The organism is Pseudomonas fluorescens (assembly GCF_001902145.1).
GTDB lineage: Bacteria > Pseudomonadota > Gammaproteobacteria > Pseudomonadales > Pseudomonadaceae > Aquipseudomonas > Aquipseudomonas fluorescens_BV.
The window spans coordinates 487,048-499,088 of record NZ_MRST01000025.1 but is presented as its reverse complement, the minus strand read 5'-3'; the positions used below and the strand labels follow the sequence as shown (position 1 = coordinate 499,088).

Annotated in this window: 12 protein-coding genes; 5 read left to right on the top strand and 7 right to left on the bottom strand. The window is 59.4% G+C overall.

Translation table 11 applies throughout. From position 1 onward, the window contains the following. The first annotated feature begins 203 nt into the window (after positions 1-203). Both BUE92_RS18670 and BUE92_RS18665 read left to right on the top strand, forming a co-directional pair. Positions 204-425, top strand: a complete 222-nt coding sequence (locus BUE92_RS18670; protein ID WP_073525634.1) for a PLD nuclease N-terminal domain-containing protein — start codon at positions 204-206, stop codon at positions 423-425. A 14-nt stretch (positions 426-439) separates the two neighbouring features. Further along, a complete protein-coding gene (locus BUE92_RS18665; RefSeq protein ID WP_073525632.1) occupies positions 440-955 on the top strand; it encodes a hypothetical protein in 516 nt (171 codons plus the stop codon). Positions 956-968: 13 nt separating this feature from the next. Here the strand turns inward: BUE92_RS18665 and BUE92_RS18660 are convergent, their stop codons facing one another. Continuing rightward, entirely contained in the window at positions 969-5,114 is a 4,146-nt protein-coding gene (locus BUE92_RS18660; protein ID WP_073525630.1) for a CheR family methyltransferase, read from the bottom strand. A 307-nt stretch (positions 5,115-5,421) separates the two neighbouring features. On the opposite strand from BUE92_RS18660, the gene BUE92_RS18655 reads away from it, so the two are divergent. Beyond that, positions 5,422-6,279 carry an SDR family oxidoreductase gene (locus BUE92_RS18655; RefSeq protein ID WP_073525628.1) on the top strand — a complete coding sequence of 286 codons (858 nt, stop codon included), beginning with the start codon at positions 5,422-5,424 and terminating at the stop codon, positions 6,277-6,279. A 380-nt stretch (positions 6,280-6,659) separates the two neighbouring features. Here the strand turns inward: BUE92_RS18655 and BUE92_RS18650 are convergent, their stop codons facing one another. From BUE92_RS18650 to BUE92_RS18630, 5 genes are all read right to left on the bottom strand, one after another. Then, on the bottom strand, positions 6,660-6,899 hold the full coding sequence (locus BUE92_RS18650) for a hypothetical protein (RefSeq protein ID WP_073525787.1): 240 nt from the start codon (positions 6,897-6,899) through the stop codon (positions 6,660-6,662). Then, positions 6,899-7,153, bottom strand: coding sequence for a DUF6555 family protein (locus BUE92_RS18645; RefSeq protein WP_073525626.1), 255 nt, complete (start codon positions 7,151-7,153; stop codon positions 6,899-6,901). The genes BUE92_RS18650 and BUE92_RS18645 overlap by 1 nt, the downstream gene beginning before the upstream one ends. 102 nt (positions 7,154-7,255) lie before the next feature. Further along, positions 7,256-7,537: a hypothetical protein gene (locus tag BUE92_RS18640; protein ID WP_073525624.1), complete on the bottom strand. Its 282-nt coding sequence runs from the start codon at positions 7,535-7,537 to the stop codon at positions 7,256-7,258. Positions 7,538-7,581: 44 nt separating this feature from the next. Further along, positions 7,582-8,871 carry an SDR family oxidoreductase gene (locus tag BUE92_RS18635; protein WP_073525786.1) on the bottom strand — a complete coding sequence of 430 codons (1,290 nt, stop codon included), beginning with the start codon at positions 8,869-8,871 and terminating at the stop codon, positions 7,582-7,584. Between the two features lie 81 nt (positions 8,872-8,952). Further along, positions 8,953-9,717: an OBAP family protein gene (locus tag BUE92_RS18630; RefSeq protein WP_073525621.1), complete on the bottom strand. Its 765-nt coding sequence runs from the start codon at positions 9,715-9,717 to the stop codon at positions 8,953-8,955. 192 nt (positions 9,718-9,909) lie between these two features. Between BUE92_RS18630 and BUE92_RS18625 the strand changes: the two genes are divergently transcribed. Then, positions 9,910-10,971 carry a M28 family peptidase gene (locus BUE92_RS18625; RefSeq protein WP_073525619.1) on the top strand — a complete coding sequence of 354 codons (1,062 nt, stop codon included), beginning with the start codon at positions 9,910-9,912 and terminating at the stop codon, positions 10,969-10,971. A 34-nt stretch (positions 10,972-11,005) separates the two neighbouring features. Here BUE92_RS18625 and BUE92_RS18620 read toward each other — a convergent pair whose 3' ends face one another. Beyond that, positions 11,006-11,404, bottom strand: coding sequence for a low affinity iron permease family protein (locus BUE92_RS18620; protein WP_073525617.1), 399 nt, complete (start codon positions 11,402-11,404; stop codon positions 11,006-11,008). 124 nt (positions 11,405-11,528) lie between these two features. On the opposite strand from BUE92_RS18620, the gene BUE92_RS18615 reads away from it, so the two are divergent. After that, the gene (locus BUE92_RS18615; RefSeq protein ID WP_073525616.1) at positions 11,529-12,029 is read left to right on the top strand and encodes a CinA family protein; all 501 of its coding nucleotides are present in this window, start codon (positions 11,529-11,531) and stop codon (positions 12,027-12,029) included. Positions 12,030-12,041: the final 12 nt, after the last annotated feature.

The following is a 12,041-nucleotide window of genomic DNA, read 5'->3' as shown; positions in this document are numbered from 1 at the left end:
CTAAAAATGCATTTATGCATAATTTGGCTTTTTGTTTTAGCTGATACGTTTCAGCTCGTCTTGTTTCCAGAGGTTCGTTCCTGGGGCGATCAGCGAAGTTGCCTGCATGATGGCGGCAAACCAAAGCCCGAAGCTGTGCACCCAAAAATAATGAACCCTGGCTGCGCCTGCGCGCCAAAAGTTACATAACCTGGAGGTGCATCATGCAAACCACTTACTTCTGGATAGGCCTGGCAGTGATCCTCGTACTGCTCGATGCGTGGATCATCAACAGCATCTGGCGCAGCGATAACGCCTCGGCCAGCAAGGCAGGCTGGAGTGCGGTAGTCGTGTTACTGCCGTTTCTGGGCGCCGCGATATGGGCGATTGCCGGCCCGCGAGGCGTTACCAAGGGGCCATCTTCTCCCGAGCACAGCAAGGGTTGAATTCAGGCCCCACTATGAACAACCCAGCCCCTGACGACTTACACAGCCGCAACTACCCCGTGCAAGAAGACATGGCCTTGCAACGCAAGGTCTGGCGCTTCGAGCGGGTGGGGTGGTATGCGCTGCTGTTGTTGATGGGGCTGAGCCTGGCGGGGCTGTTTTCCAAAGGCCCGCTGAGTACCCGCGAAGTGCGCAGTGCCGATGGGCAGTTGCGCGTGGAGTACCAGCGCTTTTTGCGCAATGGTGCCTCCGATGGGATGGTGATTCACCTGCAAGGTAAGGCGCAAGAACCTCTGGAGGTCGAGTTAAACGGTGAATTGCTGCGTGGGTTCAATATCGAGATGCTGCAGCCTCAGCCGCTCAAGGCCAGGGCTGCCGGGGAGGGCGTGAGCGTGTGGATGCTCAGTGACAGCGCCGGCCAGGCGGTGTTGTACCTGACCTTGCGCAGCGACACGGTGGGCAGTGTGCAGACCCAGGTGTCGCGACCAACGGGGGCGTCCGTGCGCCTTTCTCAGTTCATCTATCCCTGAATATCAGCCCCACCTAACGGCGTGAACCGCAGAGCTTTTCGATCAAGGTGATCAACGAATCATGGGCCACAGGTTTGCTGACATGGGCGTTAAAGCCCGATTCAGTCGCTTTTTTCTGGTCATTACCCGCGCCATAGCCCGTTAGGGCAATGGCGGGAGCCTGTCGCAGGTGGCCTATCTTGCGCAGTTTCTGCATCAGCTCATGACCATTCATTTTCGGCATGCCAATGTCCGAAATAATCACGTCGTAATGGGCAACCTGGGCCGTTTCAAGCGCGCGTACAGGGTCGTTGAACGCGCACACCTGGGCGCCCTCCATTTCCAGCAGCATATTCAACACCTCAAGCACCTCCGCCGAATCATCGACCAGTAGAACCTTGAGGCCATTGAGGCGCTCATCCTCGTTCTGGGTAGAGCCGGCATCCAGCAAATGATCCTGCCGTTCGCACAGCGGCAGCCAGATCGAGAAGGTGCAACCAAAGCCCAACCCTCGAGAGTGCACGCTGACCGAACCGCCATGGGCCTCCACCAACTGGCGTACCAGCGACAAACCAATCCCCAGGCCTTCGCGCTGGTGGGTCTGATGCTGGTTTTCCGCTTGCCCGAACAGGTCGAAGATTTCTTCCAGGCTGTCTTCGGCCAGCCCTGCGCCGCTGTCGATGACATCCAGTTGGGCACGCCCATCCGAGCGGCTGACCACCAATTGCACCTGGCCATCCTCGGGGGTGAATTTCAGGGCATTGTTGACCAGGTTCCAGATCACTTGCTCGATGCGGGTGGGGTCTACGTCAACGATCAGGGGGCCCGGCACCGAAGGTGTTTGAAGGCTGACCTGGCGACGATGACCGTCGGCAAGCACCACGCTATGAATGTCCTTGAGGGTGCGAATCAGGTCGATCGGTTGCTTTTTCAGCTTCAGCTTGCCCGTGCGAACCCGGGCGACGTCCAGCAGGTCGTCAATGATCCGCGCCTGGCTGGACACCGCCTCGCAGATGGTATTGACCGCCTTGATGGCCGGGCCCGCCACCTTGGTGGCGGGCAAGCGCCGCAACAGTTCCGCGTTCAGCTGGATTAGGTTCAGCGGGTGCTTGAGTTCGTGGGACATTACCGCGAAGAACTCATCCTTGAGATGGCTGTTGGTCTGGGTTTCCTTCAAGCGCTGATTCTGTTCGTCCTGAGTCCGCTTGTGGCCGGTGAGGTCGCGGGCAATCTTGACGTAGCCGCGCAAACTGTTGCTCTTGAGCTGGGTGACCTCGCCACTGCAATAGAAGCGGCTGCCGTCCTTGCGCACATGCCAGCGTTCATCTTCGCCGCGCCCATGTTCGCGGGCGGTGCGCAGTTCGCTCTCCGGTACGCCAGCAGAGCGGTCTTCCGGGGAGAAAATCAGGTCGTAGTAAGCGCCCAGTACCTCTTCCTTGGTGTAGCCGAAGATCAGTTCGGCACCGGTGTTCCAGTCGGTGATGGCGCCATGGTCATCGAGGATGATGATGGCAAAGTCATGGGTGCTCTCGGCGACCAGGCGCATGCGCTCCTCGCCCAGGCGCAGCTCCTCTTCGGCCTGGCGCCGCTTGGTGATGTCAATAAAGGTCAGCACGGTGCCATCAATGTGATCTTCGCTGGAGCGGTAGGGCAGCAAGCGCGCAATGTACCAGCGGTCGTCGTTGCTGCTGATTTCCCGCTCGATCATGCTCAGGGACTCAAACACGGTGGTGGCGTCTTCGGTCATTTGCGGGTAATCGAGGCGGTGAGTGATGTCCAGCAACGAGCGCCCGGTGTCTACCGGCAGCATGCTGAAAATATCCGTGGCCCGGGGCGTGAACCAGCGAATGCGCATGTTGCGATCGACGAAGACCGTGGCGATGTCGGTGGACGCGATCAGGTTGGTCAGGTAGTCGTTGACCTTGTCCGTCTCTTCCACCTTGGTCTTGAGCTCGAAATTGACGGTCAGCAATTCTTCGTTGATCGACTGCAACTCTTCCTTGCTGGTTTCCAGCTCCTCGGTGGCCGAGCGCAGTTCTTCGTTGACGGCCTGCATTTCTTCGTTGGAGGCCTTGAGTTCCTCGCTGGAGACTTCCGCCTGTTCGATGGTGTCCTGCAAGTGCAGCTTGGTGCGTTGCAGCTCGCGCTCCAGGTTGCTCATGATTGCGTTTTCAGCCTGGCTGACAGTGTCGATGTCGGGCAGCAGCGGGTCGATGGCAGTTTCCTGGAAGATCACCAGCACGTAGTCGTTTTCGGTCGCTTCATCGCGGTAGGGGCGGGCGCTGATGTCCACCAGGAAGGGCCCCTGCTCGCGTTGAATACGGATTTTGCGGGAGCAAACCGGCGCGTTCGATTGCTGGACCTGGAAGAGCGTAGTGCGGATGTCGAGGCGTAAATCGGGGTGCACCAGCGTCAGCAGGTTGTGCGTTACCTCGCCGGCCACGTAGCGCAGGAATCGTCCTGCGCCTTCGCTCATGTGCAGGATATCGGCCTGCATATTCACGATAACGCTGGGCGGCGCGGCTTTTTCCAGGGCGCGCAGATGGATATCCGCGAACGAGACCTTGTTGGGCGCCTTGGTTTCAATCGCCAGCGTCGTGGCGCTCGGGCGCAGATAGCTGCCTCGCGGCATGGTCGGGGCGCGGCGAATGGCGGACGAGCCGGCACGCACTCGAAAAATTCGGTTGCGCTTGTCCACCGGTACGAACAGGTCCAGGCAGCCGTCGGCCGACTCCGAGGAACCGAGAAACAGGTAGCCGCCGGGACGCAACGCGAAGTGGAACATTTGCAGGATGTCGCGCTGCACTTCACGGTCCAGGTAGATCAACAGGTTGCGGCACACGATCAGGTCGATCTGCGAGAACGGCGGGTCGGACAGCAGGCTGTGTTTGGCGAACAGCACCTTTTCGCGAATTTCCTTGCGCACCCGGTAATGCTGGTTCTTCTCCTTGGCAAAGTACTGGCGCAAACGTTGAGGCGGTACGTCGGTGATGATCGCTTCGGGGTACACACCATTGCGGCCATGGGTAATGGCCCGCTCATCAATATCGGTGGCAAACACCTGCATCTTTGCGCCGCTGGCGTCCAGCACCAGTTGCTCGGCCACCAGCATCGCCAGGCTGTAGGCCTCCTCGCCGGTGGAACAACCCGCCGACCAGACCCGCACCTCCTCACGGTGCGGCACGCTGTCTGCCAGTGACTTCACCAGGTTGGGGATCACGTCCCGCTCAAGCGCTTCGAAGGCCTCGCGGTCGCGGAAGAAATTGGTCACGCCAATCAGCATGTCGCCCAGCAACGCCTTGGTTTCGTCCGGGTTGGCCTGTAGGAAGTTGTAATAGGTGGCCAGGTCGGGTTGAGCGGTGACTTGCAAGCGCCGCTCGATACGGCGCAGCACCGTGGCGCGCTTGTAATGCTTGAAGTCATGCCCGGTGCTGGCGCGCAGTTGAATCAGAATATCCAGCAACAGCTGCTCGGCCACTGCGGCATCGCGGTCGGTGGTGGGTGGGGTGGTCTTGATTTCAGGGTCATTGGCGGTGGGCAGAATAATCGACTGGGCATTGCTCCACAGTTCCAGCAGCTTCTGCGGCATTTCCACCACCGGCAGCACCAGGTCGACCATCTGGGTTTCGATGGCAGCCAGCGGCATGCCATCAAACTCTGCGTCTTCCGGCGCTTGTACCAGGGTGATGCCGCCTTGCTCTTTGATCCGTGAAAGCCCTACCGCGCCGTCTGAACCGGTACCGGACAGGATCAGGCAAAACGCGCGTTCTTTATGGGCGTCTGCCAGATCGCGAAAGAACAGGTCGATGGCAATGTGCGATCCACCTTCGCGCACTGAAGACGATACCCCCAGGTAGCCATCATTCATCTTCAAGAGCTTGGCAGGCGAGATGACATACACGTGATTCTTTTCGATGGGCGTGGCGTCATTGACCTGCGTCACCGGCATGCGGGTCGTTTCCTGAATGATCTTGTCTGCCACGCTTTGATGGTCGGGTGAAAGATGCAGGATCACCACGAAGGCCATGCCGCAGTCTTTGGGCATGTGCTCAAAAAACGCTTTCACGGCCTGCAGCCCGCCCGCCGACGCGCCAATACCCACCACCGGGAAACTCAAGTCGCTGGGGATCAGATCTTTGCGTTGCGGTACGTTGGGGGACCGCGGGGGGGCAGACTTCATAAATACCAACCTTGGTTAACGGCGCACAGGAAGACGGGTGTAGAGGGAAGAATTCAAACAACGAGGGTGAGGGATGAACCGACAGTGAAATATAGCTGAAAACCTGCTGCCGACAGAAATGTCTTGAGGCCACCCGGTCATTTGACGGACCACTACGACCCGGTTGAGGCGCGCAGCCTTCGGAAGGTTTAATCAAACTGACGAGTGGTGCCTGCACTTGCACGGCTATCCGATTTTCTGAAAATTCGTCTGAACTTCGCTTCCTGGCAAACCCTCGCAAAGAGAAACCCACCCAGGAGAAGTTCTGATGAACAGCTATCCCAAACCACCATTCCAACCCCAGCAACAGCCCGTACCAGGTGAGCAGCGCAAGATGGACCCGATGCCCGATTGCGGTGAGCAGTCCTACCAAGGCTCGGGCCGGCTCGCCAATAAAATCGCCTTGGTCACCGGTGCCGACAGCGGCATCGGGCGGGCCGTGGCGATTGCCTTCGCACGTGAAGGCGCGGACGTGGCGGTGTCGTACCTGGATGAACATGAAGACGCCAAGGAGACCGCACGCTGGGTCGAGGCGGCGGGTCGTCAATGCCTGTTACTGCCCGGCGACCTGGGCAATGCGGCGCATTGCACGGCAATCGTCAACGATACCGTGGAGAAGTTCGGACGCATCGATGTGCTGGTCAACAATGCAGCGTTCCAGATGACCTACCCGTCGCTGGAAGACATCCCCGATGAGGACTGGGTGAAAACCTTCAACGTCAACATCACCGCGATGTTTCGCATCTGCAAGGCCGCGCTGCCTCATATGGCCGAGGGCAGTTCGATCATCAACACCAGCTCGGTCAACTCCGATATGCCTAACCCCAGCCTGCTGCCCTATGCGGCCACCAAAGGCGCGATTGCCAACTTCACCGCCGGCCTGGCGCAGATGCTTGGCGAGCGGGGGATTCGCGTCAACAGCGTGGCACCCGGGCCCATCTGGACACCGTTGATCGTCTCGACGATGACGCCGGACATGGTGAAAAACTTTGGCGGCAACACCCCACTGGGACGCCCCGGCCAGCCGGTCGAAGTGGCGCCGATCTATGTGCTGCTGGCGTCGGATGAAGGCAGCTACATCTCTGGCGAACGCTACGGTGTGACGGGTGGTAAGCCAATACTTTGATCAGTGAGGAAGGAGGTGGGTATGAGCGAAGCCTCGAAGCGGCACGAGCCGAATCAGTCCGAGCGGAAGGTGCGCCCGCCGACGGCGAAACGAAACGGCAAATCGGAGGAACCGGCAGGCGGACAACACGCAAAGGAGCAAGGCGGTGTTGCTCCTGGAGGGCCTTCGAAAGACCCTGAGTCAGGGGCGTGAACGCGAGGGGATACACACTCGGCCTGACATCCTGATTGGCTGTCAGGCCGCTATCGCAGGCAAGCCAGCGCGGCCTCAGTTGTAGGAGCGAGCTTGCTCGCGAAAAACTCACCGGCGCCGCGTTTATCCAGGAATCACGCGTTATGGTTAACGTTTTTCGCGAGCCAGCTCGCTCCTACAGGCTGGCGTTATTTCCGCTTGGAACGATGAATGCGCATCCACTCCCGATAGGCCGCCGTACGCTGTGCATCCGCACGTTTCTTCGCCTCGGTAAAGCGCGCCCACGTCTGCGCATCGCCGCTGTAGGATTCAATGATCTCGTACGCCAACGCATCCAATCGATCCGCTTCGAAAAACATCTCGGCGTTGCGTGCGACCTCATCGTCCCGCCTTTTTGTGGGGGTGTAACCAAGAGTCTGGCTGTTCATCATCTGAGGCCCTCCGCCCATTGAATCTGTGCCGCGCCACTCCAGCGCACCTGGGTAATGCCGTACTTCTCCGCCATCGGTTTGGAAACACGCTTGAACGTGTGCTGACCAAATTTGGGGATGACCGCCACACCGGCGTCACAACTGGCCCAATGCCAAGCCTCGGCATTGTCCATGCGCGGTGCTCGCACGATGAAGGACTTGGGCTCGCCGTGCAGCTGGTACTCGATAGTGAATAGGTCGTTGTGTTTCATGAGGCCTCCTTGATACTCATGAATTACAGATATTTGACGTCAAAAAAAATTCAAATAAGTTGTCCGACAATTCGATGATTGGGCGCAGGGCGTGTATGAGGCCTAATCATCTACCGTAAAGGTGACCCATCCGGGCCCATCCGCGGGGCGTTCCAGCTCTGCGATCACACCGCCGACGGAGGATCCGTCGGGTAAATTGACGGTGACGAAGTTCGGATTGCCGGGCCAATCCAATGGCGTGTCAAAGTTCAAGCGCGCAAGGGTCGGCTTATCGCTGCTGGTCATCTGGATGTTTTGTGACTCGTTAAGGCGTTCATCTGAGGGGGTGCCAAGATGGCGCGAGGCAGTGATGACACTGGCAATACCTTGGTAGTCGTAAGACATGCTGGGTGACCTCATGTAAGGGGGGGGCCAGTGGCCCCCCGCGTTCATTTGTGACGCGTTGAATATTTGCGTGCAACGACAACGCCGCCCACTAGCAGTGCTGCGCCTATTGCAACCTTCCCATACGGCGTACGGTGGGTTTGCCGCCAGCCGCCTTCGACGCGACGCTCGCCGCTTGCCGGGGTGTAGAGGTTGCCCGCCGACGTATCAGCACGCTGGCTGCGCTCCAGGCCCAGACGGGTAAGCCAACCGGATAACCGCGCAAAGCTGGGCAGCAAAAAATGCGCGACACGGGCAACGGTGGCAGCGCTGCCTACCGTGGTGCTGTCCCTCGGTTGCAGCGCGCAGGCCACCATCGCTTGGGCGACTTTATGCGGGTCATAGACCGGTGGCGGTGGCGTCAGGACATGGCCGGTAAAATTGCCGCCATCGCGAAAGCCCGGTGTGTCCATCACGGCGGGGTAGATGTCGCATACGTGAATATCCGGGTAGTCAGTCAGCTCGCCACGCAGTGCTTCGGTCAGGCCGCGCAGGCCGTATTTACTGGCTGAGTAGGCGACGGCATAGGGCTGGGCCACCCAACTTCCCAGCGACATTGTGTTGATCAGGATCCCGCTGTTCTGGGTTTTGAAATAGGGCCACACCACATGGGCGCCGCGCAGGTACCCGAGCAGGTCGGTTTGCAGCACCTGTTCGTGGGCTTCCAGGGGCGTGTCCTCGAAACTGCCGACCGCGCCTACACCGGCGTTGTTGATCCAGATATCGATCCGATCATTGCCGAAGGCCGCCGCCTGTTCGGCCAACGCGCGCATCTGGTCGCCCTGGGTCACATCGGTTTTAACGGCGATGGCCTCGGCGCCACGTGCAGCGCATTCCTCGACCACCTCTTGCAGGGCCTTTTCATCCCGGGCCGCCAATACCAAGCGGGTACTTTGCTCGGCAAAGGCGTGAGCAGCCGCGCGGCCAATACCGCTGGAGGCACCGGTGATCACCACCGTCTTGCCGTGCAGTTTTCCCTTGGCCTGCCTGCGCCCAGGCACATCCTCGGGCACGTGGACGGGCACCGGGCGCAGTTGCAGGCGCGTACCGTCAGTCAGTATCAGGGTCAGGTCTTCGATGGTGCCGGCGACGCGGTCGGGAAACACCGGTTCGCCTGTGGCGTCGAGTTCATCATAGATAAACGTCTGGCCCTCAAGCCATCCGACTGCGGTCATCAGTTCAGGGCCCAGGTAATATTTACCGTCCAGGAAAAAACCGCTGAAGTTCGGTGTGCGCTCCAGGTTTTCCACGGCGTATCGCTCGCCAGGCCTCATTCCGGTTGCGGTATCAATCATCATGACATCCTCCTTTGGCTGGTCTTGGGGTAGAGAAGGGCCCGCAAATGATCGTTCCATCCAAATGACTGAATGGCGGCATCAATGTTGAGGGGCCTTCAGGGTCGGGTCGGTGATCTGGATAACCGTGCCCTGGCGCCAGGCGTCCGCACCGGGGGCGATGGGCGGCGCGGGGATATCGGCACGAGTCTTTTTCTTGTCGGCACTGTCGATGCCCAGTCGTTTATCTCGCTCGGCGACCATACGTGGGTCGGCCTGGCCGTCAGCGGTAAACCCCATCATCAACTGCGGGACACCCAGCGGCAGGCGTTTGTCGAGATCGGTATGCCAGGTGTGCCAGGTCTTGCCATAGGTGTGCACCAGCTTCTCCATCAGTGCATGCTCCGCCACCTCGGGTATGCCCGGCGCGACCAGTTGCCCTGACTTCACTTCATGCACATGGCTGTGCCACAGCGCCTTTTCAGACGCGGGCAGCGTGTTGAACAGTTGCTCGCTAATGATGTACTCCACGCCCATCAACTTTGCATCCTTGCGGTTGCCGTCGTAGATCACACACTGGATAACCTCTTCATTGAGGATTGCGCAGTAGTGATGCGCTTCCATCTGTACATCGGGATGGCCGTTGTAGAAGTGAAAACCGTCCAGGTAGGCGTTCAGTGCATCAATCGGCGGGCGTGACTGAAGCAGGGCGGCGCCGGTGTCCAGCGTTCGGGTCGAGGGCGTGGTTGGTTTTCCGGGCGCCTCGACATTCGAGGGTGAGTTGTTGCCAGCGCAAGCGCTGAGCAGGGCCAGTGCCATTGCTGCGGATAAGGTTTGGGTCACGCGAGAGGTTGGGGTGTCAGTCATGGTCGGCTGCCTCCTGTTGCCGGTGTGTTCAAGCTCAAGGGTCAACGCCAGGTTTGATCCTGTTCTCGTTTGAAAGACGTGCGTACGGCGCGTTCAAAATGCTTTGGTTTGAACACTCACGCATTCAGCGGGTCGCTTTTTAAAGTGGCGCTGCCAGCGCAATCGCTTACCTGAAAGTGAGGTGTTCATCCCATGTACAACACTGAGAACCCAGCCTCGGCGCTGCTCACCCGGTTACTCCAGGCACGCGGGCCGGGCGGGCAGGAAGATGAAGTGCGCGCCATTTGCCTGGAAAGCCTGACGCCGTTGTGCGATGCGGCCTGGGTCGACCCGGCGGGCAATGTGGTGGGCTTGATCAAGTGCAAACGCAGCGATGCCGAGCCAGCCGGTGCGGTTAAAGTCATGGCGCATATGGATGAAATCGCCATGGTGGTTAAGCGCGTCGAGGCCGATGGCACGTTGCGGGTGACGGCGCTGGGTGGGGCCAACCCGGTCAACTTTGGGGTGTGCCCGGTGGATATCCTGGGGGACGCGCGCATCCTCCCTGGCGTGCTCTCCTTTGGCTCGATGCACGCCACCAGCAATACGGCACAAGGGGCTGATGTGCTCTCGGGCGATGTGCACTGGAACGACGTCCACGTGATTACGCGGTGTACTGCCCAGGCATTACGCGAGCACGGCATCCGGCCCGGAAGCCGTGTGGTGCTGAGCCGTCATTGGCGTGAGCCCTTCCGAGTGGGCGATGCCATTGCCGCGCATTTTCTGGATGACCGCGCTCCGATTGCCGCCGTCCTGCATACGGCCCAGCTGCTGGCTTCGCGCCGGGAGGCGTTGGCCAGGGATATCTATCTGGTATTCACCACGCTCGAAGAGGAGTGCAATGCCGGGGCGATGTATGCCGCTTCGACGCTCCCAGGTGACACCGCGATCGCGGTGGAAGTGGGGCCCGTCATGCAGGAATACGGCACGCGCCTGGCTGTCGACCCGATCATCAATACCGGGGACCAGAAAGGCTATTACACCCGGGCGGTGGTCAACGACCTGGCGGCGGCCGCAGAGCGCTGCGGCTATAGCCCCCAATATGCGCTGTTGGTGGATTTCGCTTCGGATGCCAGTGCCGTCATGAGTAACGGGGCTTGCGCCCGCGCCGGCTGCCTGGCGATTCCAACGGAGAATACCCATGGTTACGAGTTGATCGTGGATGGGGCGGTGCAGGCCTGTGCCGCGACATTGGCCGAGTACCTTGCAACCTGATGGAGGGTGCAAGGTACGCTGGCCGGTGTGGGGCTCAGAGTGGGCCGCTTGAAGAATCCGCCTCCTGCCTGATGTCATCGGCCGCGTTGGGTTGCCCCAGCTTGCTGTACTGCTCACGCAATTTCTGCAGCTCTTGCGACCCGAGCTTATCCAGGCTCAACGCCGTATTGTGGGCTTCTTTGGTGGCACGAATCAGCTCGTCCAGCTTCAGGTGCAGAATATCGTTGTCGCGGTTCTGGGTATTCTGGATCAGGAACACCATCAGGAACGTGATGATGGTGGTGGAGGTATTGATGATTAACTGCCAGGTGTCGTTGTAATTGAAGTAAGGCCCGCTGAGCGCCCAGACAGCAATCAAGGTGACGGCTGTCAGAAAGGTTTTCGAGCTGCCCGCCTGGTTGGAGAGTTTTTGGCAGAATTTCGCGAACTTCATGATGCTGTCTCCTGGGGGATGTTCCTCTGTAGACCCCGGCAGAATTTCGAAATTCTTTTTTACAAATCGATTTTTTCTGACAAAAATCAATCAGCAAAAGCCTTCTTGCACAGGAGCACTCAGCATGTCGGTTGCAGCTTCCATCGTTGAATACCTCAAGCACCATCAGTTGGTCATCACGACGGCCGAGTCGTGTACTGCGGGCAAGATCATCACGTTGCTTTCGCAGGTCGACGGCAGTGGTTCGTGGATCGAAAGCGGGTACGTGGTGTATTCGCCAGAAGCGAAACAGCGGCTATTGAACGTGCGTCGCTATACCATCGATACCTTCAATCTCACCAGCTGTGAGGTCGCCCAGGAAATGGCTCACGGCGCGTTGCGCGACAGCCCGGCGGATGTAGCGGTAGCGACCACGGGCCTGCTGGGGCCGGACGGGATGGACGGCATTCCCCCAGGCACAGTCTGTTTCGCCTGGGCCTATCGAAACGGCGGAGCACTGAGTGTGTTCAGTCGCAAGGAACGCTTTATGGGCTCCCGTGAGCAGGTGCAGTTGGCTGCGTCTGTTCATGCGTTGAAATGGCTGCCGCATTTTCATCAGCGGGCGATGGCGGGTGAGCGCGCCTAGCGCTGCCAAATG